Origin of the sequence: Sporosarcina sp. JAI121, assembly GCF_013408665.1 — a bacterium.
GTDB lineage: Bacteria > Bacillota > Bacilli > Bacillales_A > Planococcaceae > Sporosarcina.
Window position 1 is genome coordinate 1,255,394 of sequence record NZ_JACCCL010000001.1, and the last position, 22,887, is coordinate 1,278,280.

Annotated in this window: 17 protein-coding genes and 1 riboswitch; of the genes, 11 read left to right on the plus strand and 6 right to left on the minus strand. The window is 40.8% G+C overall.

Annotated elements, in window-relative coordinates; genetic code table 11:
* Positions 1-36 precede the first annotated feature (36 nt).
* Entirely contained in the window at positions 37-1,593 is a 1,557-nt protein-coding gene (locus HDC33_RS05850) for an ABC-F family ATP-binding cassette domain-containing protein (protein ID WP_179391553.1), read from the plus strand.
* 88 nt (positions 1,594-1,681) lie between these two features.
* On the opposite strand, the gene HDC33_RS05855 is transcribed toward HDC33_RS05850, so the two are convergent.
* Positions 1,682-2,332: a hypothetical protein gene (locus tag HDC33_RS05855; protein ID WP_179391554.1), complete on the minus strand. Its 651-nt coding sequence runs from the start codon at positions 2,330-2,332 to the stop codon at positions 1,682-1,684.
* Between the two features lie 389 nt (positions 2,333-2,721).
* A riboswitch (SAM riboswitch) is annotated at positions 2,722-2,826 on the plus strand.
* Positions 2,827-2,896: 70 nt separating this feature from the next.
* Between HDC33_RS05855 and HDC33_RS05860 the strand changes: the two genes are divergently transcribed.
* From HDC33_RS05860 to HDC33_RS05895, 8 genes are all read left to right on the plus strand, one after another.
* Positions 2,897-4,744, plus strand: coding sequence for a bifunctional homocysteine S-methyltransferase/methylenetetrahydrofolate reductase (locus tag HDC33_RS05860; protein ID WP_179391555.1), 1,848 nt, complete (start codon positions 2,897-2,899; stop codon positions 4,742-4,744).
* A complete protein-coding gene (metH, locus tag HDC33_RS05865; protein WP_179391556.1) occupies positions 4,737-8,174 on the plus strand; it encodes a methionine synthase in 3,438 nt (1,145 codons plus the stop codon). Before HDC33_RS05860 ends, metH begins: the two co-directional genes overlap by 8 nt.
* 449 nt (positions 8,175-8,623) lie before the next feature.
* Positions 8,624-10,351: a sulfatase-like hydrolase/transferase gene (locus tag HDC33_RS05870; RefSeq protein ID WP_370457452.1), complete on the plus strand. Its 1,728-nt coding sequence runs from the start codon at positions 8,624-8,626 to the stop codon at positions 10,349-10,351.
* 455 nt (positions 10,352-10,806) lie between these two features.
* A complete protein-coding gene (locus HDC33_RS05875; protein ID WP_179391558.1) occupies positions 10,807-12,414 on the plus strand; it encodes a spore germination protein in 1,608 nt (535 codons plus the stop codon).
* Between the two features lie 15 nt (positions 12,415-12,429).
* Complete coding sequence (locus tag HDC33_RS05880; RefSeq protein WP_179391559.1) at positions 12,430-13,617, plus strand: Ger(x)C family spore germination protein; 1,188 nt, start codon at positions 12,430-12,432, stop codon at positions 13,615-13,617.
* A gap of 6 nt (positions 13,618-13,623) precedes the next feature.
* A complete protein-coding gene (locus tag HDC33_RS05885) occupies positions 13,624-13,848 on the plus strand; it encodes a hypothetical protein (protein WP_179391560.1) in 225 nt (74 codons plus the stop codon).
* 35 nt (positions 13,849-13,883) lie between these two features.
* Positions 13,884-15,002, plus strand: coding sequence for a GerAB/ArcD/ProY family transporter (locus tag HDC33_RS05890; protein ID WP_179391561.1), 1,119 nt, complete (start codon positions 13,884-13,886; stop codon positions 15,000-15,002).
* 314 nt (positions 15,003-15,316) lie between these two features.
* Positions 15,317-16,669, plus strand: a complete 1,353-nt coding sequence (locus tag HDC33_RS05895; RefSeq protein WP_179391562.1) for an amino acid permease — start codon at positions 15,317-15,319, stop codon at positions 16,667-16,669.
* On the opposite strand, the gene HDC33_RS05900 is transcribed toward HDC33_RS05895, so the two are convergent.
* The 5 genes from HDC33_RS05900 to HDC33_RS05920 all read right to left on the minus strand — a co-directional run bounded on the left by HDC33_RS05900 (position 16,654) and on the right by HDC33_RS05920 (position 20,574).
* Positions 16,654-17,280 carry a LysE family transporter gene (locus HDC33_RS05900; RefSeq protein WP_179391563.1) on the minus strand — a complete coding sequence of 209 codons (627 nt, stop codon included), beginning with the start codon at positions 17,278-17,280 and terminating at the stop codon, positions 16,654-16,656. The genes HDC33_RS05895 and HDC33_RS05900 overlap by 16 nt on opposite strands.
* A gap of 210 nt (positions 17,281-17,490) precedes the next feature.
* Positions 17,491-18,723: an MFS transporter gene (locus HDC33_RS05905; protein ID WP_179391564.1), complete on the minus strand. Its 1,233-nt coding sequence runs from the start codon at positions 18,721-18,723 to the stop codon at positions 17,491-17,493.
* Positions 18,724-18,866: 143 nt separating this feature from the next.
* The gene (locus HDC33_RS05910) at positions 18,867-19,493 is read right to left on the minus strand and encodes a LysE family transporter (RefSeq protein WP_179391565.1); all 627 of its coding nucleotides are present in this window, start codon (positions 19,491-19,493) and stop codon (positions 18,867-18,869) included.
* A gap of 442 nt (positions 19,494-19,935) precedes the next feature.
* Complete coding sequence (locus HDC33_RS05915) at positions 19,936-20,157, minus strand: small, acid-soluble spore protein tlp (RefSeq protein WP_179391566.1); 222 nt, start codon at positions 20,155-20,157, stop codon at positions 19,936-19,938.
* 132 nt (positions 20,158-20,289) lie between these two features.
* The gene (locus tag HDC33_RS05920; protein WP_179391567.1) at positions 20,290-20,574 is read right to left on the minus strand and encodes a YqhV family protein; all 285 of its coding nucleotides are present in this window, start codon (positions 20,572-20,574) and stop codon (positions 20,290-20,292) included.
* A 315-nt stretch (positions 20,575-20,889) separates the two neighbouring features.
* Here HDC33_RS05920 and HDC33_RS05925 point away from each other — a divergent pair, with 315 nt between their 5' ends.
* Together HDC33_RS05925 and HDC33_RS05930 are read left to right on the plus strand one after the other, a co-directional pair.
* Positions 20,890-21,270, plus strand: coding sequence for a VOC family protein (locus HDC33_RS05925; protein WP_179391568.1), 381 nt, complete (start codon positions 20,890-20,892; stop codon positions 21,268-21,270).
* A 364-nt stretch (positions 21,271-21,634) separates the two neighbouring features.
* Positions 21,635-22,849, plus strand: a complete 1,215-nt coding sequence (locus tag HDC33_RS05930; RefSeq protein WP_179391569.1) for a YbfB/YjiJ family MFS transporter — start codon at positions 21,635-21,637, stop codon at positions 22,847-22,849.
* Positions 22,850-22,887: the final 38 nt, after the last annotated feature.

Genomic DNA, 22,887 nt, shown 5'->3' on the forward strand with positions numbered 1-22,887 from the left:
AGAACCATTCTTAGTGAAGGAAAAGGTGTAAAATATATGAGTTTATTGACTGTAGCAAATTTAAGCCACGGATTCGGGGATCGTGCGATTTTCGAGGACGTCTCTTTCCGCTTATTGCAAGGGGAGCATATCGGGTTGATTGGTGCCAATGGTGAAGGGAAGTCCACATTCATGAACATCATCACTCGGCAGTTGGAGCCGGATGCAGGAACGGTTAGTTGGGCGAAGCGGGTGCGTGTCGGGTATTTGGACCAGCACGTTGCATTGAAACAAGGGATGAGCATCCGTGATGTGCTACGAACTGCCTTTCAATATCTTTACGATCAGGAGGCGGAAATGAACGCACTCTTTGCCAAGATGGGCGAGGTGGATGCGGATGAACTGGAAGCGCTTCTAGAAGAGACGGGTGAAATACAGGAAGAGCTGTCGCACAATGATTTTTACATAATCGATTCTAAAGTGGAAGAAGTGGCGAATGGACTCGGATTGGATGAATTCGGTCTGGATCGGGACGTTCATGATTTGAGTGGGGGGCAGCGGACAAAGGTTCTGCTCGGCAAGTTATTGCTGGAAAAACCGGATATCCTTCTACTCGATGAGCCTACGAACTATTTGGACGTCGAGCATATCGACTGGCTGCGCAATTATTTGCAGAACTATGCGAATGCATTCATTTTGATTTCACATGACCTTCCGTTTCTAAATAGTGTTATTCAACTGATCTACCATATGGAGAACCAACAGATCACTAGATATGCCGGGGATTATGATGAGTTTTTACGCGTGCATGAAATGAAGAAACAGCAGGTGGAAGCCGCCTTCAAGAAACAACAGAAGGAAATTGCTCACCTCAAGGACTTTGTGGCCCGTAATAAAGCGAATGCGGCGACAAGTAAAATGGCCATGTCCCGCCAGAAGAAATTGGACAAGATGGATGTCATTGAATTGGATGCGGAAAAGCCGAAGCCTCAATTCAGCTTCAAACTAGCGCGGACGCCCGGAAGATTTCTGTTCGAAACGAAGGAACTTGTGATCGGGTATGACGAACCGTTGTCGAAGGAGCTTAATCTAACGATGGAACGCGGTCAGAAGATTGCATTGTCGGGTGCGAATGGGATTGGGAAAACGACGCTATTGAAGAGCATTCTAGGGGAAATCCCTGCACTTTCAGGAATCGTTGAACGTGGTGAGCACTTGGAAATAGGGTATTTCGAACAGGAAGCAAAGGCGGAAAATAACAATACCTGCCTGGAAGAAGTATGGGAAACCTTCCCACACTTTACACAATATGAAGTACGTGCGGCGTTGGCTCGATGCGGATTGACGACAAAGCATATCGAGAGCAAGGTGAAGGTGTTAAGTGGCGGAGAACGGGCGAAAGTTCGACTTTGTAAATTAATCAATAGCGAGACGAATCTGCTTGTCCTCGACGAACCGACAAATCACCTTGATCGTGATGCGAAAGAGGAATTGAAACGCGCATTAAAGGAATACAAAGGAAGTGTCCTGCTCATCTCTCACGAACCTGATTTTTATGAAGGCATTGTGACAGACGTTTGGAACGGTGAGAATTGGACGACTAAAATGTTTTAACCACATATTTGCATGAAGGAAAGAGGAAGTGAGCCAAAAAAATGGTTCACTTCCTCTTGTATATATTAGTATCCCTACAATTTCACATTCATTTATCCACATCTTTACCCTTCTTCTTTAATTCTTTCTTCAGGTTCTGGATATCCTCTCTATTTTTCAGTTCCTTTTCCTCTACCACTTCGTCCAATTCCTTAATCAATTGCATATCCTCTTGGTATTGCTCTTCTACGTCACTTGTTGCCGGAATGAAAGGATCATTATTATAATCGGTTCGTTTACCGTAGCGCAACATTTCGTAAATAATCATCCCATTATTTGGCTTGCCGTTTATCGTTATCATTGGAACAGCGTCAAAAAGTACATAATAGAACGCGTAGAAGATAAATCGTTCCCAAAATGTTTTGTAATCCTGAAGCATCCCATTGGCTAGAAGAGCATTGATTGTAACAGCAAATGTTAAATTGGCGAGAATTGGTCCCAAATAAATACATATGTATGCAAAATTATTTTTTCGTTTCAACGAGTCATAGGAAAACCAACTGTACACATGATAATACTTTCGCACGTCGAAGATTCCGAATTTGAAAATACGGGGACCCGATCCAATGGTCAGCCTTGGGTTTTTAACACCGAAAATGCCACTGACAATAAAATAACCAGACTCCCTCAGAAATATGACAACAGGCAAGATGATAAATGCGGAAGTGATCAATGCCACTAAATCCCTGAGTCCAAACATGTATGTATCCTCCTCTGTGTAACAGGTCTCCATCCAATAAAATACCCAATGAAGGTGTAGTCGAACCCTTTAAGTTAAAAATCTGAATTCGTCAATGTTATTTGGTGAAACGTTCAGACGGAAACAGAATTGAATTAGGACGACAAATCGTCTGATTCAGAACGAAATGTCACCTTTTCATCTTAGCCAAAGCGTGTATTATGAGATATTCTTAATTTCAACTTCGTAAATTATATTTCATTCTAATTCTGACTCATCGATTCTTATTGCGTTTTGAATCGAAAAACTTATATAAAATAAAGAAAATTCACCTTTTTATGAAAGGTGGTCTTGACGAAAGCGGACTACCGCGTTAGGATATTCGTAGCGGATGAAAACTGAATAGTGAATTCTTATCGAGAGAAGTCGAGGGACTGGCCCTATGACGCTTCAGCAACCAGCCTTTTGGTCAGGTGCTAAATCCAGCAGGCGAGAGATGTCCTGAGAGATGAAGAGGAACGAATTACATATCGTTAAGTCTTCTATTCATGGAAGGCTTTTTTGTGATAAAGGGGGATGAATAATATGGGCTTATTAGAAGAATTGCAATCAAAGATTTTGATTGCGGATGGAGCTATGGGAACGCTGCTTTATTCCTATGGAATAGAGTACTGTAATGAAGAGCTGAATCTGCAGAGACCCGAAATTGTGGAGAAGATTCACTTGGACTATATTACGGCCGGGGCAGATATTATTCAGACGAATACATATGGAGCCAATACGTTTAAGCTGGAACGATACGGTTTGGAAAATCACGTAAAGGAAATCAATGAGGCGGCGATTCAAATTGCAAAACGAGCTGCTGCTCCAGGTGGTCAGTTTGTGCTAGGTACGATCGGCGGCATTCGCGGTATCCGTAAAAGTGATGCGACGATTGAAGAAATCATAAGAATGGTCGACCAGCAAGCCAATCATTTATTGACAGGAAATCCGGACGGGTTACTTCTGGAAACGTATTATGATTTTGAAGAATTATCTTCCACGGTTAGGCATTTACGCACATTGACGGATACACCGATCATCGCTCAAGTGTCGATGCATGACCCCGGCATTTTGCAAAATGGATTTGCACTTAACGATGCATTTCATCAGCTCGAAGAACTTGGTGCGGATATTGTTGGAGTCAATTGCCGCCTCGGGCCGTATCATACGATCCAAGCTTTTGAACAAGTGACGCTTCCTGAAAAAGCATTCCTTTCCGCTTTTCCAAACGCGAGTTTAATGGATGTTGAGGATGGACGGATTGTCTACGCATCGGAAGCTGATTATTTCGGAAGGGCTGCATTGCATCTACGGGAAGAAGGCGTGCGTTTAATCGGCGGATGCTGTGGAACGACGCCGAAGCATATTGAGGCTGCAAAAAAACACATCGGAAAACTTGCGCCGATCGCGAAAAAAACAGTGACGCCAAGAAAACCGATTGTTATACGAGAGGCGGAACCCTCAAAAACAAAACCGCTTCATGAAAAAGCGAAAACAGAACGGACAATTATCGTGGAGCTGGATACGCCTCGTCATTTGGATATTGATGGATTCCTGCAAGGGGCACAAGTGCTTCATGATGCAGGAATAGACTCTCTCACAATGGCGGATAATTCATTGGCATCCCCGCGAATCAGCAATTTGGCGATGGGATCCATGCTGAAACTGGAACATACTATTCAACCACTCGTTCATCTCACCTGTCGGGACCGTAATTTGATAGGGCTGCAATCGCACCTGATGGGATTGGATGCACTTGGGTTGCATGAAGTGTTGGCGATAACCGGTGATCCTACGAAAATAGGCGATTTCCCGGGAGCTACGAGTGTGTATGACGTATCCAGTATGGAATTGATTCAATTGATTAAACAGTTGAATGAAGGAATTTCGTTCTCAGGGAAACCCCTTCGGAAGAAGGCAAATTTCTCTGTAGCCGCTGCGTTTAATCCGAATGTCCGTGTACTGGAACGTGCAGTAAAACGGTTGGAGAAGAAGATTGAGGCAGGAGCGGACTATTTCATCTCGCAACCTGTGTTTACAAAGGAAAAAATTCAGGAGATTTACGAGGAGACAAAGCACTTATCAACTCCGATATTCATTGGTATTATGCCGCTGACCAGCATCAGAAGTTCGGAGTTTTTACACAACGAAGTGCCGGGTATTAAGCTTTCAGACGATGCGCTGGCTAGAATGCGCGCTTGCGGGGGCGACAAAGATCGTGCTACGGCGGAAGGTATTCAAATCGCGAAGGAACTCATTGATACAGCGGCTGAATTATTTAATGGAATATACATAATCACGCCTTTCCTTCGTTATGATTCGTCACTGGAATTAATCCAATACATTAAAGAAATAGATGCACAGAAAGTGAGAGATCACAGCTATGTCTAAACACCTTATTGAGGAAGAACTTCAAAAAAGGATATTAATTATTGACGGTGCAATGGGAACGATGATTCAAAACGCCGACCTTTCTGCAGATGATTTCGGCGGGGAAGAGTATGACGGGTGTAATGAATATTTAAATATCGTGAATCCAACGGTTATTGAAAATGTGCATCGTGCTTATTTGGAAGCGGGTGCCGATATCATTAGTACGAATACGTTCGGCGGAACGCCGGTTGTGTTGAATGATTATGATCTGGGTGACCAGGCGCATGAGATAAATTTTCGTGCAGCACAATTTGCGAAGAGGTGTGTCGATGAATTTTCCACTCCCGAATGGCCGCGTTTTGTAGCGGGGGCTATCGGACCGACGACGAAAACGTTATCTGTCACGGGCGGAATTACGTTTGATGAATTGAAGCATGACTTCTTTGTACAAGCGAAAGCATTGATAGAAGGCGGAAGTGACCTGATTTTACTCGAAACAAGCCAGGATATGCTGAATGTGAAGGCAGCTACGATCGGTATTAAACAAGCGTTTGCGGAAACAGGGATAGAACTTCCTATTATGATTTCCGGCACAATTGAACCGATGGGTACGACGTTGGCTGGTCAAAGCATTGATGCCTTCTATATATCCATTGAGCATATTGATCCGCTTTCCGTCGGCTTGAACTGTGCAACGGGACCTGAATTTATGAGAGATCATATCCGATCACTTTCAGAGATATCCGATGGTTACGTCAGTTGTTACCCGAACGCAGGATTGCCGGATGAAGAAGGGCATTATCATGAATCACCGGAATCACTTTCAAAAAAGCTGAAGGGCTTTGCGGAAAAAGGTTGGTTGAATTTGGTGGGCGGATGCTGTGGAACGACTCCTGCACATATTAAAGCGGTTAGGGAAGCTGTGGAAGGCATGGCTCCGCGTAAGCCTGCGGAAGCAGGTCGCGGTCATGCCGTGTCCGGAATTGAGCCGCTTCAATATGATGACTCGATGCGTCCTTTATTAATCGGTGAACGCACGAATGTAATTGGTTCGAGAAAGTTCAAGCGACTTATAATAGAAGGTAAATTTGAGGAAGCATCCGAAATCGCACGTGCTCAAGTAAAGGGAGGAGCGCACGTCATTGATATTTGTCTTGCGAATCCGGACCGTGATGAGTTGGTGGATATGTCACTCTTCATGAAGGAAGTCGTGAAAAAAGTGAAAGTGCCGATCGTGATTGACTCGACGGATGAAAATGTCATTGAAGAGGCGTTAAAGCATTCACAAGGTAAAACAATCATCAACTCCATCAACCTCGAAGACGGGGAAGAACGATTTGACGCGGTGATGCCGCTTGTGAAAAAGTATGGAGCGGCAGTAGTGGTAGGAACGATCGATGAAGTCGGAATGGGCGTCACACGTGAACGGAAGCTTGAAATCGCAGAACGTTCATACGATTTGCTTGTAAATAAATGGGGTCTTGCTCCGGAAGATATCATTTTCGATCCGCTTGTATTCCCGGTCGGAACAGGGGACCAACAATATATCGGTTCTGCTGTAGAAACGATTGAAGGGATTCGTTTAATAAAAGAGAAAATGCCGCGTAGTTTGACTACTTTAGGTGTTAGTAACGTGTCATTCGGGCTTCCACCGGTCGGACGTGAAGTATTGAATGCCGTTTATTTATACCATTGCACGCAGGCAGGACTTGACTATGCAATTGTCAATACTGAGAAACTGGAGCGGTTTGCGTCAATTCCTGAACAGGAAATTGCAATGGCGAACGAGCTTTTATTCACAACAACGGATCAAACGCTTGCCGATTTCACAGATTTTTATCGTGGTAAGAAAAAAGAGAAGACAGAAGATGATATTCCAAAAACAGTTCCTGAACGTCTTGCTTATTACATTATCGAAGGAACAAAAGAAGGGCTAATCCCCGACTTGGAAGCAGCGCTTCAGATGTATGATACGCCGCTTGACGTCATTAACGGGCCGCTGATGGAAGGGATGGCCGAGGTAGGCCGTCTGTTCAACGAGAATAAGCTCATTGTTGCTGAAGTACTTCAAAGTGCAGGTGTTATGAAAGCATCTGTCGGTTTTTTGGAAGATTTCATGGAGAAAAAGGAAGACGATACCGGTAAAGGGAAAATCGTACTGGCAACTGTAAAAGGCGATGTTCATGATATCGGGAAAAACTTGGTCGAAATCATTTTAAGTAACAATGGATACAAAGTAATTGATGTCGGCATTAAAGTGACACCTGCTACGCTGATTGAAGTCATTCGCAAAGAAAAGCCGGATATGATAGGTTTGTCTGGTTTACTTGTTAAATCCGCACATCAAATGGTTATTACAGCGCAAGATTTCAAAGAAGCAGGTATTGATACTCCTATTCTTGTAGGCGGGGCGGCACTGTCTCGTCGTTTCACAGAAACGAAGATTTCCGCCGAATACGACGGCCCCGTGCTATATGCAAAAGATGCGATGCAGGGACTTGATCTTGCAAACCGTTTGCAGGATAAGGAAGATAAAGAGGTATTAATGGGTGAACTTGTTATCCAGCAAGAGAAACGAAGGGTGGCGGAGGCTGCTCGTGAGTCGAAACAAGCAGTTGCGGTTTTGGAGAAGCCGGTGAAGACTGTCCGGGAAGATGTGCAAGTTTACAAACCGAAAGATCTCCGTCGTCATGTAATGAAGGAGTATTCTGTCGCCCATCTTCATCCTTATGTAAATATGCGAACTTTGATTGGCCATCACTTAGGTCTAAGAGGATATAGTGATAAGCTATTGGAAAGGGGAGATGAACGCGCGACTGGGCTCCATGATCTCGTAACGGAATTCTTACGTTCAGATTTACTAAAACCGCGCGGGATGTATCAGTTTTTCCCTGCACAATCGGATGGCGATGATGTCATTATATATGATCCGGCAGATGCAAAAACAGAAATTGAACGTTTTACATTCCCGCGCCAATCGGTAGAACCTTTCCTATGCCTCGCCGATTACTTGAAATCGGTCGAAAGCGGGGAAATGGATTATGTTGCGTTCATGCAAGTAACAGCGGGTCACGGCGTGCGAGCCGAAGCGAACAAACTAAAAGAACAAGGGAAGTTTTTAGAGAGCCACGCATTCCAGGCCACCGCTCTTGAACTTGCGGAAGGTTTTGCGGAGCGAATTCACGAGGAAATCCGAGATCAATGGGGCTTCCCGGACCCGACAGACTTTACGATGCGTGATGCTTTCGCCGCCAAATATCAGGGACAGCGATTCTCCTTCGGCTATCCAGCTTGCCCAAATCTGGAAGACCAAGCCAAGCTCTTTAAGTTGCTAAGACCTGAGGATATCGGCGTCCAGTTAACAGAAGAGTTCATGATGGAGCCGGAAGCATCGGTTTCTGCAATGGTATTTGCCCATCCGGATGCAAGATATTTTGTTGTGAATTAATTAATGAAAAATACACTGCTGGCAGACATCCAATAGGTGTCCGATGAAATAGCCCATCTTTATAGAAAGGACTAAGAATCCCCTTAAATAGACGCTTCGGCGCTTTGTGGATGCCTCCCGCGATAAGCCGGGCGAAAAACCGCTGCCAGTCTTATCGCTGCGGCGACCACGTGAAAGCCGTTTGCGCTGGTTTATCCAATGTATATTGGGACTACCTAATTCATTGACGCAGAGTATACAGATAACAAGTGAGCCTTACCTCGTTAATACTGAGGAAAGGCTCGCTTTTTTGTTTTATAATGTGTGCGCTTATTCAATGCGACTATGTCCTGCATATTATAGAAAGGTATACAATCTTAAATAGGGTGGTAATCAAATTGAGTTCATGTACTAAAAGTGAAAGTTTCGATCATCATAAACGGAAGAAACGGCCTAATATACTGTTCATAATGGTTGATCAGGAACGGTTTCCGACGGTCTATGAAACAAAGGAATTACTGGAATGGCAAAAAAACAATTTAGTTGCACATGAATTATTACGGAAAAATGGCATGGAATTTCTAAATCATTATGCGGGCAGTACTGCTTGTTCACCAAGTAGAACGACATTATATACAGGGCAATATCCTTCGCTTCACGGAGTCACGCAAACCCCGGGGGCTGCCAAGGGTTCATTCGATCCGGATTTATTTTGGCTTGATCCAAATACTGTGCCGACGATTGGGAATTATTTTCGGTCGGCGGGCTATGATACTTTCTGGAAAGGGAAGTGGCACGCATCAGATGAGGATTTATTAATTCCCGGAACAAAAAATGCATACCCGAGTTATAATCCTACTACTGGTGTTCCTGATCATGCGAAAGAAAAGCTATATGAAAAAGCGGACAGACTCAACTCTTTCGGGTTTTCCGATTGGATTGGACCAGAACCCCACGGAGCAGATCCACGCAATTCCGGCTCTTCCGCCAGAATCGGCACAAGTGGCCGGGACGAAGTGTACGCTACAGAAACGGTCGAGCTTATTAAAGCACTTGATGCAAATGCAAATTGTTGCAAGGACGATACCCCTTGGTTTATTATGTGTTCTTTTATCAATCCTCATGATATTGCATTGTATGGTATCTACTCCGCGATTTTCCCCAAATTCAATTTTGAAGTCGATCCGACACTACCCTATATTTTACGGGCTCCGACAGTAGGGGAGTCGCTTCTGACGAAACCCGCCGTACAAGGAAGCTACCGTGATATGTATCCTGAAATATTACAACCAATCATTAATAATAATTTTTATCGCAAGCTGTATTACAGCCTTATGAAAAAAGCTGATATAGAAATGCTGAAGGTGTTAAAGACCCTACAACAATCCAGTTTCTATGAGAATACGATTGTTGTATTCACCGCCGATCATGGAGAACAGCTGGGAGCGCATGGTGGTCTTTATCAAAAGTGGTATACGATGTATGAAGAATCTATTCATGTACCATTGATCATTCATAATCCCCTTTTATTCCCGAGCTATACATGTACTGATATGTTAACGAGTCATGTCGACATCCTTCCGACACTATTAGGCCTCACAAGTATCAATGAGCAGAAAATCCAACAAAAGCTCTCAAAAGACCACAATGAAGTACATCCGCTAGTCGGCAGGAATTTGAAACCGTTGTTATACGGACATGATCATCATTTCAGGTCAAATGAACCGCTCTATTTCATGACTGATGACGATATATCGAAAGGGATGCATCAAACGAATCCGATAACAGGTAAACCGTATGCACCTGTCGTTCAACCTAGCCATATTGAAGCGGTCATTACAACACTTGATACTGGACAAAAAAATGAAAAAGAGATTTGGAAATTTGCCCGTTATTTTGATAACCCTCAGTTTTGGAGTGATCCGGGAATTAGCGATACCGTCATGACCGAACAGGACGGATGTTGCGTGACGACGATAAAAACTGAACCGGTTCCTGAACAATTCGAACTTTACAATTTAACAAGGGACCCTTTGGAAGAAGTAAACTTAGCAGACCCTACATGTGCAACTGAAGAATCATACATCATCCAATGGCAATTGGAAAAAATTCTTGTGGATCAATGTAAACTTAAGCGATTGGAACCGACAAGTGGCGACGTTCCCGGTATGCCGTCTTGCGATTGTGATGGGCATTAAATAACTGTGTGCTCATCCACTTTCATTCCCATGCGCTTCTTGTTTCAAAACTATTTTTTATTTGCCATGGACCCCTTTAATAGAAAGCGATAAGAGAAAATTGGTAGTTTTATAATACGGAATTACTGGAAAACATACAGTGAAATAAATAGAATGTGCTCTCTAGTCTTTTTTATATGTTTATCCCGATTAGTAAATAAGGTACCTAATCTAGGAACCATCATGAATGTTAAAGCTTTCATGATCGGTTACTGTATAGGTACTTTTAACTGTGCCTTCTAATTGTTAGCTAAGGCATACTTTAAACGTATGAAAGAGAGAGGAGTAGCCCATGCTTACTTCTATAAAGAGGGGAATTTTCTGGAGAGAAATGTAACTACTATTTTTTGGATTTCTTTTATCCAATAAAGAAAACGAAAGCTAATGCTTGAAATAGTGAAAAAGGGAGAGAAAGTATGCGATTTTTTAAAAGGAAAAATACAAAGAAATCAATTTCTGCCATCCCCTCACAGTATCAAGCGGTGGATCCAATTCAAAAAGATGCCTTAAAAACTAGCCTTCAGGAAAATATACAAACTATAAAATATACCCTAGGGGCAAGCACGGATATTGTCTTTCGAGAAATTCGAATTGGAAAAGAAGGAAGCATTAATGCAGGCATAATATACACGGATGGATTAACTGATACAACATCGTTGCAAGAATTCATTTTAGAAACACTTATGCTAGATATTAAAGAGGTTGAGTTACAGAAAAAGATAACGACTGGGGAAAATCTTATCAGCCTATTAAAAGATCTTGCCTTGAAGGTAGGAGAAATTAAAGAGGTAACAACCCTTGAATTACTCTATAACGGTCTATTATCTGGGGATACGGTCCTACTAATCGATGGATATGCACAAGGGTTACTCATCTCCAATAAGCAATGGGTTGAGCGTGGGGTAACAGAACCAGTGGCTCAGACGGTAGTGAGAGGACCCCGTGAAGGATTCTCCGAAAATTTACGCGTAAACACGGCCTTAATTCGTCGGAAAATTAAAGATCCGAATCTTTGGATGGAATCAAAAATTATTGGAACACGTACGAAAACTAATATTGAAATAATGTATATCAATGGCGTTGCAAATGACAAAATTGTGAAAGAACTCCATTTACGTTTGGATCGAATAGAAATCGACGGAATTCTTGAAAGTGGTAATATCGAAGAATTGATTGAGGATGATGCATATTCACCTTTTCCTACCATTTTTAATACGGAACGTCCGGATGTTGTAGCCGCAGCATTATTGGAAGGACGTATAGCCATTTTGGTGGATGGAACGCCATTTGTGCTAATCGTTCCCGCATTGTTCGTTCAATTTTTTCAAGCCTCTGAAGACTACTATCAACGTGCGGATATTTCGAGTTTTATTCGACTCCTTCGTTTTGGTTCTTTTGGTATTTCTTTGCTAGCACCGGCATTGTTTATTGCAATCACAACTTTTCATCAGACAATGCTACCACCTGCACTGCTTATTAGTCTGACAGCCCAACGGGAAGGTGTTCCCTTTCCTGCATTTTTTGAAGCTTTGCTAATGGAATTGACCTTTGAAATCTTACGCGAGGCAGGCGTAAGGATGCCACGATCTATTGGATCTGCCATGTCTATTGTAGGGGCATTTGTCATAGGAACTGCAGCGGTTGAAGCAGGCGTGATCTCCGCTGCAATGGTAATAATCGTTTCAATAACTGCGATTGCGAGCTTTGTTTCGCCCACATATGACATAGCGATTGCTGTTAGGTTACTGCGCTTCGGATTTATGGGGTTAGCTGCCACGTTCGGTTTATTTGGAATTACTGTAGGTTTAATTGCTCTTATACTTCATTTATGCAGTATACGTTCTTTTGGCATACCCTATATGTCACCATTGGCTCCATTTAATATTTCCGATCAAAAAGATACATTTATCCGATTGCCTAAATGGAAAATGTTTACTCGACCTCGCCTTATTAATCAACAAAATATAGTTAGACAACAAGATTCAACCTCCGCAAAACCACAACCGCCAAAAAATGAGGAGTAAGAAGGGGTTTAAACAATGAAAAGACATATGATCGTTCTCCTGATTCTCAGTCTGTTCCTTACAGGGTGTTGGGACAAAAGGGAATTAAATGAGCTTGCCATTACAGTAGCAATGGGAATCGACAAAGTGGAAGATGAATTCCAGTTAACTGCTCAAGTAGTTGTACCGTCGGAAGTATCCATGAAACAAAGTTCTGGTCGTTCACCGGTAACGCTGTTTCAGGCTAAGGGTGAAACAGTGTATGAAGCCCTTCGAAAAATGACAATAAGCTCGCCCAGAAAAATATATCCAGGACATCTCCGTATGCTTGTAATTGGTGAGGAATTAGCTCAAGAAGGTATAGGTGAATCCTTGGAGTTACTATCAAGAGACTGGGAATTAAGATCGGATTTCTATGTTGTTGTTGCTAAGGATAAGACTGCGGCAGAAATACTGAATGTCTCAACACCTATTGAAAGCATACCGGCCAATAAAATGTTTAACACGCTTAAAACGTCTGAAAATAGCTGGTCCGCAACAAAAGGTATCACATTAGATGATTTGATAAGTGATCTTATAAGTGATGGACAGAATCCTGTGTTATCGGGGATTTATATAACTGGGAACGAGGAATCAGGTTCAAGCAAACAAAACGTGGAATCGATTACGCCTTCTGCTCAAATTCTATATGATTATTTAGCTGTGTTTAATAAAGATAAACTAGTGGGATGGTTAACCGAACGTGAAAGTATAGGGTATAACTACATTACCAACTCTATAAAGACAACAGTAACATCTGTATCTTGCCCCGAGAAAGGGAAAGCTTCAATTGAGGTGATTCAGTTCAAATCGGATATGAAAGGTAAAATAAACAAAGGAGAGCCGGAAGTGGATGTCAATATACAGGTAGAGGGGAATGTGGGTTCAGTGGAATGTCATATCAACCTGAAAGAACCAGTAACAATAGAGGAGCTAGAGAAAATTTATGAAAAAGAAGTGAAAGAAAGTATTGATCAAACCATTGAAACGGCACAAAAACAATATAAAACAGATATTTTTGGATTTGGACAAGCCATTCATCGATCAAATCCGAAAACCTGGAAAAAAATTAAAGAACAGTGGGATGAAAAGTTCACGGACATGGTAGTGAACGTCGAAGTCGATCTGAAATTACGCCGTACGGGTACAGTTAATAAATCATTCTTAAAAAGTTTACAGGAATAAATAAGCATGCTAAAAGTTATTGGAATCCTGTTGGTTGCAGCTGTTATCTGGCGAGTTGAAGTTCCATCTCTTTTACAAAAGAACTATAAAAAAGAATTAGTTGTCTTTTTACTCTTTCTTTCTATTGGCGTAGGTTTAGGGATTGTCCAAGCGTTAGGAAAACCAATTCCAAATCCGATGGACTTTTTAACTTTCATTTTTAATCCACTAAATGATACATTCTTTCGTTAGGTGAATTAGAGAGATAAGTGAGGTGGAGATATGACATGATGCGAAATATTAAAATAAACTCAAATCAGTTTCTAGTGCTAGTCATCTTTTTTACGATTGGTACAAGCATCCTAGAAGTTCCATCAGCTTTAGCAGACAAAACGAACCAAGATGCTTGGATAACGGCTATAATTGGTACGGGCATCGGGTTATTGGTTATATGGTTTTTCACCTGGATAGCACTTTGGTTTCCTACTCTCACTTATATTCAAATCACTGAAAAGATATTTGGAAAATGGATAGGTAGAGTTGCTTCTCTTATATTTATATCTTTGCCACTTCTTTATACTTCAAGTCTTTTATTTCAATCAGGCAATTTCTTAAATACCCATATGATGCCATATACTCCGATGGTAGCCCTTAATATTCTTATGGTTGGGATTTTGGTGATGGGAGTCTATCTTGGATTGGAAACCATCGCCCGATCTGCAGAAATCTTATTTGCCTTTTTCTTTTTAGCTTTTTTTGTATTTGTACTATTAATTGCACCAGAAATCCGAATTGAAAACGTACAACCTGTTTTTGAGGTAAATCTAAAAAATATGCTTCAATCCTCCTTGTTTTTAGTTATTACGTCTTCTGTAAATGCAATTGTTATATTAATGATTTTCCCTGCATTTCTTAACAAAGTAAAACAAGCAAGAAGATCTTTTCTAATTGGAAATTTAATTGGCGGAATCGTCATCATTATCATTACATTTTTGAGTGTTTCGGTATTAGGAGCTGATAAAACGGCAAATGAAATATTTCCGAGCTTTGAATTGGCTAAAAGGATTAGTACGGGGGATTTCATAGAGCGAATTGAAGTATTAATGGCCTCACTATGGATTATCTCTCTCTATTTTAAGATGATCCTTTATTTTTATGCTACCGTTTTTGGAATCGCACAAGTTTTGAATTTGAAAGATTATCGCCCCTTAACGATGCCGTTAGGGCTGATTGTCATGGTCCTGTCTCTCGTAATTTATCCTAATGTCGTCTATAAACAAGATATGAACATAACAACGGAATATTCATTTTCATTGATAGTCGGAATTTTTATACCCCTTTTATTGGCTCTCATTTATGGAATACGAAAGAAGTCTTTGAAGAAAGAACTTAATAGTTCTAAGTAAGAGAGCATTAAACAAATTGCTTCAGTATTCAATAAGTGTTCAGGCAAATACCTGTGTCAAACCCGACTTCACTAATCTGATTCTTCATAACTAGAAATAACCAGCACAGTCATCCCCAAGCGTAGAAGTGTGTATGTTGAGCAATCCTTATTCGTTTTATTATGGTGGACCTTTCAATGGTCACATGTTGAATCAGTATGTAGCTAATAACTTAATAAGCTGAATTTATTGCCTGATATACGGTTTTTTCATCAGTTTATAAGCACATAAATCCACTTTCTTGTGGAAAGCTATCTTTATGTGGAGGTATGAAAATGGGTAAAAAAACGTCGGGTGACAAGGATGAAGTAGCAAACCTTGCTTGGTGGCAATTATCTCTTATTGGAGTAGGGTGTATAATTGGTACAGGGTTTTTCCTGGCATCGAGTTTTGCGATTAAAATGACGGGACCTTCTGTCATCTTGGCCTTTATCATGGCTGCAAGTGCAACGTATATCGTGTTTGAAGCACTGGCGAAAATGTCTGCTAAGGATCCCCAGAAAGGATCTTTTCGTACCTATGCCAAAAAAGCATATGGACGTTGGGCCGGTTTTTCCAGTGGTTGGGTATACTGGTGTTCGGAAATACTAATCATCGGCAGTCAACTTACCGCAATTTCAATTTTATCCAGGTTTTGGTTCCCCAACGTTAAATTGTGGATATTCGCATCAATCTATGCCGTTTGTGGTCTCATTGTACTTTTTATTGGAGCAAAAGCGTTTGGAAAATTGGAGAGCGTATATGCTGTAATGAAAATTGCCGCTATTTTTATGTTTATTGTGATTGCCATTTTAGCACTGACTGGAACAATTGAGGGCGACCAAAAGGCAGGAATTCCACAAACAGTAAATGAGTTCTTTCCAAACGGATTAACCGGGTTTTGGAGCGCTCTGTTATTTGCCTTTTACGCTCACGGTGGAATTGAAGTAATGGGCGTCATGGCTATCCATCTTAAAAACAAGGAAGACGCCCCCAAATCAGGGAAAGTCATGTTAGGGTTGCTTGGAGTAATTTATGTTACCGCTCTTTCTCTAGCGTTATTACTGTTGCCATATGATAAGTTCAGGGAGAATAAAAGCCCGTTTGTTGAAGCTTTATCAGGTGTTAGCAATATCGAATTTTTCCCGCATGTGTTTACTGCCGCAATTATTATTGCCGGGTTTTCGACGATGTCTGCATCCCTTTTTTCGGTGACGACGATACTTCTAACAATATCGGAAGACGGGGACGCCCCTAAAATATTCAGTAAACAAACGAAAAAGAAGTTCAAAATGCCGTTACCTGCAATTGCCTTAACTTCAACGGGTCTTGTTCTTTCCATAGTCACCTCTTTATTATTGCCTGAAAAAGTATACCAATATATAACCACTGCGGCAGCATTGATGCTCCTTTATAATTGGTTTTTCATTTTAACGATGTATCACAGATTAATCGAGCCGACTACCGCAGATAAAGTAAAAAGAGTGATTGGAATGATTCTCGTAATTGGGGCTGTCAGCGGAACACTCTTTCATCAAACAAGTCGGCCCGGTTTTTTTATCAGCTTAGTGTTTCTCGCGGTAATAGGAATAGTTGTCTTATTTTTGCGGAAAAGATGGAAGAGAGAAGAGGCTCAAAATAGCGCATGATAAGCTTGAATGCCAAAGTAAACTCCGAATCCAATCATGGCTAGGGACGAAAAAATGGAAATGCTCTTCAGAAGCTTGATGGATAAAAATCTGCGGGCGCCACTAGATATAGTAGCCATTATAGTATCCCATAAAATGATACCGACTATGATAGCCATGCTATTGATAAGGATTTGATTTCCGGAAAAAGTTTTCGCCGTTTCCGCAAGAACTGAACCGTAAATCCCCAGCCAAAAAAGAATCGTAAGAGGATTTAAAAGTGACATGAAAAAGCCTGAAAATAAGGAACGTCTAAGAGGCGTTTGTTTACCGAATCTAAAAGCCAACTCAATTTTATGTAGCGAAAGTAAACTTTCAATACCTGTATATGTAAGGACAAAACAACCAAACGACCAAAGGATGATTTGTACAAGAGGGAACTCAATAATTTGACCAACCCCGAAATAAACCATGATCATATACAAGACATCGGCGGTTAATGCCCCAATACCAAAAATCCAGGCATGAAAAAAACCGTTCTTAATCCCCGTATCTAGCTGCGCAGCGTTAACAGGTCCCACAGGCGCAGCTAAAGATACGCCCAAAAAGATATAGGCAGCTATCGAATTCATGAAAAATCCTCCCTTAAAATAGCGTCTATGCATCTTATTCAAACGGAGTGTCTGGTACAACTATTTGTAGAAGAAATTATAGTGAAGTATAAATAACTTATTCCGATAATTTTCTTATCGGTTTAAATCCAGGCGCAAATCAGAATGAAATATTTGTTCATACCCATAAAAAAGGACCATTGCAGCCGCAAACCTGCAAGGTCCTAATTTTTATGCTGTTTTATTTGTTTTTTCAATTTCATCGACTTTGATGAACTTAAAGACAATGAACAACAGGATGAATCCCAGTACGCCAGCCGTAATATAGCTGACATTGAGGAAGTTTTTCATAGCGAGTGACATAATAGGCGGGCCTGCTGCAACACCGATAAACCTTGCCGAGCTATAAAAAGAGGAAACTGTGCCTCGCAACTCTTTTTTGATATTTTCTGTAATGATGGCATCGAGTGCAGGTAATAAAGCACCAATCGCAATTCCGACTATACTCGTGACGACTAACAGAAGGAACAGTTTTTTGCTTGTAAACCCTACGAAAACGACGCTGGCGGACATTGCGATCAAGCAAATAATCATTACTTTTTTTATCGTTTTTAGATCCCCTTTAATTTTTCGACCGGATATAAATGAAGCAATACAAAGTAACAGAAGCGGAATGGCCAAAACAAACCCTTTTTTAATACCTTTTATATCATGAACTTTTTCAAGGTTTTCCGATAAGAAAAATAACATACTGAATAATATTAGCATTACCAGGACCCCATTAAGGAATACAGTATACAACCATTTACCTTCCACTTTGAATACTTTTTTTGTGTTACTTAAAAATTGCTTGAACTTTACCGGTTCATCTTTTTCTTTAGGCACTTTCACAAAGAAAAAGATAAGTACGATAGAAATTAAACTAAGCGCTGATATGGAGAAGAACGGCAGGAACCATAAAATAGCAGCAAATACTGAACCTAAGATAGGACTTAACACTTTTCCAAATGTGTTCGATGTTTCAATAACACCTAAACAGGAACTGGTTTTTTCATCATCATCTTGGTAAAGGTCACCTACGAGCGGCAAAACGATCGGCATGGCCCCAGCAGCTCCAACACCTTGCAGAATCCTACCAACAATAATCATTGTGTATGGGTCTTCCATTTTCCAAGAAGCGAACCCGGCAATCAGCCCACCAATTAAAGCAAAGACTAAACTCGGTAATATCACCATTTTCCTACCAAAGCGATCCGATAAATAGCCCGCTACTGGTATAAGAAAAATAGCCGCGACTGAATAACTTGTAATGATCATACTCGATTGAAATGATGTGATTCCAACCTTATCTTCTAGGATCGGGAGCACTGGAATTAGCATCGAATTCCCTAGGGTCATGACGAGAGGTATTGAAGCCATGCTTACAATGCACCATATACTAACCTTATCCGCACTTTGTTCCATTACCACACCTCGACTACTCTTGTTTTCGATTGCTACAGGTATGGTTTCCTTACTTGTACTAATTATGCGTTATATGGTACAGACTTTTATCATTTTACTATGTAAGAAAAGAAAAGGTATTCATTTTTACACTGGAAAGTCAATTAAAATAATGCATGAAAAGCTTGGATGCCAAAGTAAATACCGAAACCGATCATGGATAGGGATGAAAATCCGGAGACGATTTTCAAAAGCCTGTTGGAGAATAGCTTTCGAGCCCCACTAGATAAAATGGACATTAATAAATCCACAAACATAATGCCAACCAAAATAGCAATACTATTTATAACGATTTGGTATCCCGTTAAGATTCCAACTGTTTTTGCTAAGATGGAACCATATATCCCCAACCAAAAAAGGATGGTAAGCGGATTCAACAATGACATGAAGAAACCGGATAGAATTGAATTTCTAAGACGGACTCTTTTACCTGATGTCAAGTTCGTCTCAATGTTTTTTAGCGTAAGTAAATTTTCTATACCCGTATACATTAGTACAAAACAGCCAAATGACCATAGGATTGTTTTCAGTAATGGTGAATCAATGAATTGACCAATCCCAAAGTAAATCATGAACATATACATGACGTCGGTGACCAAAGCACCAAAACTAAAAAACCAAGCATGAAAAAAACCGCTTTTAATGCCCGTGTTTAATAGTACGGTCTTAACGGGGCCAATTGGTGCAGCTAAAGATATGCCTAAAAAGATATAAATAAATATTGAATTCATAGTTATAGCCCCCTAGTAAAATGATGTCATTGTATTTTATTCAATAGCAATGAGTTGTACGACTATTTTACAAAGATAATAGGGAAGCAAAAGTAAAAGTCTAAGTGATTTAGTCAACATCAAGTTGGCAAGAGAAAATGATTAGATGAAATTTGGGGGATATGTATAGTTTAAGCTATTAAGAGACCTCAAGAAACGGTTGGTCATCGCAACCTAGTTCTTGAGGTCTCTTTTCGTTTATAGGATTCCAAATTTAGGGAGGAGCTGCAATTGCTTTTAAGTGAGCAAGAGGGGGACTTGAAATCAATTGCCTGTGCAAGAAACTAAGTGAACGTTTCTTGCATAGGCACTTTTGATTTATTGATATGACTCTGGTTCCAATTGATACAACTGGGCTACTTTGGGGACACAAAAATTATTCTCAAAGTTGCATTTCGTGTAATTAAATATACCCGTTAATGCGTGATTTATTTTCTTCTTTAATTTCACTTTGCAAACTTTCGATGCTTTCTTGACGCCTTGCATTTTTCTCCTTGATGGCAGCTAGTTCTTTCCCGTCTGCGAATTCCATTGCCGCTTCCGCTGCTTCTGCATTGCTAATTGTTTTCTTGAGCCTGTTCACATTGTCATCAGAGTCATTAGGCATTGAGGTTTTTCTGGACATACTAATACCTCCTTTTGTTTTATAACCTTCAGGAGATAGCGTTCCCGGATTCGCAATAACTATTTGTGGTTTATATTTCTTGGAAAAATAAATAACTTTTCATAATCCGGAAGCGGGAAAAGGACTTGTTCATTATTTCGATTTCAAACTAATAAGAATGAGTATGATACCGCCGAACAGGCAAATCATTCTTGGCAACGATATCTTTTCAGTTAGACCAGTCAATGCTATTCCTGTCGTAACAATTAAAATAACAGGACCCACTAAAGCAAGTAGCGTATTAATATAAAATGCCTTCTCCAAGTCATTAAATTTCAACATAAACATCGCCGCTGTTAATTCGATGCTTCCTGAAAAAATTCTCAAAATAATTATGAAAAGAAGTGCTTTTTCAATCAATAAACATGACTCCTTCATCCCTTAATAATATGGGCACATGCAAAAATCTGACCCTCGAAGTAATACCTAAAGTGTATGCGGGCTTGCCCACTTTTAGTAATGAACAAAAACCGAAATGCTATGTAAGAACTCGTCGTGAGTGTTGGCAACTTAAAGATTGTTTGTATTACGTAAAAAATTGCGATGTGGGAACGTTCCTTCTATAATGGAGACAACGCAAAGGGGATAGGTATCAGAACAACCTCTAGCTAGAGTTAGGAAACCTGAATAAACATTCGAAGCCGATCCAAATGCTTCGCAAATAATGAATTCTAACTGAATGGAGGGAAACGAATGATTACTAAGGTCGGTCAAATTATGTTATATGTAAATGATCAAGATGAGGCGGTAACATTTTGGACGGAAAAAGTCGGATTTAGTGTAGTTTCTGAAGAGGATAACGGCCAAGGGTTTAGATGGTTTGAAATTTCTCCTACAAAGGGATCGGAAACGACTTTCGTTCTCCACAACAAGGAATTAATTGCGGAAATGCAGCCTGAATTAAATCTTTCTACCCCTTCATTACTATTTTACTCGGAGGATCTCGATAATCTGTATAAAGACTTTTCCGATAAAAATATCACCGTTGGGGAAATCGTAAATATGCCTACTGGTAGAGTATTCAACTTTGCCGATAATGAAAAGAATTACTTTGCAGTCATGGAGAAAAAGTAGTATTCGTTTCTGGTGTCCATTTTAATTGCAACCTATAAAAATGAAGATATGCCGTGTAAATAAATGGCTTATCTTCATTTTGGCTTTTTTAGCGGTACTGTAATCACTTCGGTTCATTCCAAGGTAACGTGCCTACTAGCGACACAGGGTGGATTTACGAATGAAATAATCGTCATTGCTGTTGGTGGAATCAATGATGAGACGGTTGGGTTTGCGTTTCCTATACCAAGCAACAAAATTGTTGTTATATTCTGAAATAATTACCAAATAAGTCGTGATTTTGTTATAGTAGAATGTAGAATGCCACTACAAGCGGATGATAGTGGAATGGTTTTCGGGAGTTATTAAACAGGGCGGTGGATAGATGAAGCAAGGACAGCCTATTTGGAGGTATGCATTTGCAAGTGTCATGGTGACGATCAGTACGCTTGGCTTTGGAAGAATGTCATATGGTATTTTAATGCCTTCTATGAAAGATAGTTTGTCATTATCATATGAACAGGCGGGAATGTTAGCAACGACAAACTCAATCGGCTATTTAGGGATGGTCCTTTTTGCTGGCATTTTAGCTGCAAAATGGGGGTCCAAAAAGCTGGTTGTTTTCGGTACGGTGCTTGTTTCTGCTGGATTGCTGTATATGGCTTCGGTTCAAAGCTATGCCGCGAGTCTAGCAGGCATGATCATCATGGGAGTGGGGACGGCTTTCGCCTATACACCGCTTGTAAATATTGTCGTGGGCTGGTTTCCAGAGCGGCGGGGGATGATGATCGGTTTCCTTGTCAGCGGTCTCGGGCTTGGAACGCTTATTTCGAGTATGTTAATCCCATTTTTCTCGACTTGGTTTGCAATTGACGGATGGCGGTACCTTTGGTTGTTGTATGGATTTTTGTCACTATTGTTTGCCCTAGCAGCGCTGATCATTTTGCGGGATCCGCCCATCCCCTTATTGAAAAAAGAACAAAAGGATCTATCCCTATGGCGGGAAGTGTATGTACATAAAGGGGTACTCCTTGTCGCTTTTATTTATGGGCTCATCGGTTTTGCATATTTGATACCACAAAGTTTTTTGTTCAGTTTTATATTGGAATCCAGGATCGATCGATTTGTAGCCGGGCAAATAATGGCTTTAGGCGGATTGATGTCCATTTTCAGCGGACCGTTATGGGGAACGATTTCCGATAAAATTGGGCGAAGAAAGTCGCTGAATATTACGCTTGTCACAGGGGCATTGTCTATGTTCATTGCTGTTATCTACCCAGTATTCATCGGGTTTATCATCGGTCAATTGTTCTGGGGAATTACAGTTGTCGGCATGCTTTCGCTCATTCAAGCACTGTCCACGGAACAAATTCATCCTTCCTATGCTCCAATTGCTTTAGGGTATGTCACTGTTTATTTCGCTTCGGGGCAGCTTCTTGGACCTGGTCTTGCCGGTTGGATGATCGATCATATCGGCGGAATCTCCTCCGCGTTACTCTTATGTTGTGGTTTGTTATTGCTCGCTTTTCTATTTTCGTTGCGACTGCAACTAAAAACGGACACCAAACGTGTAAAATGGGTTCTTAATAGGCGAGCTTGAAACGAAGGTGTTTCCAGGATGACATTATTCGTAGAAGT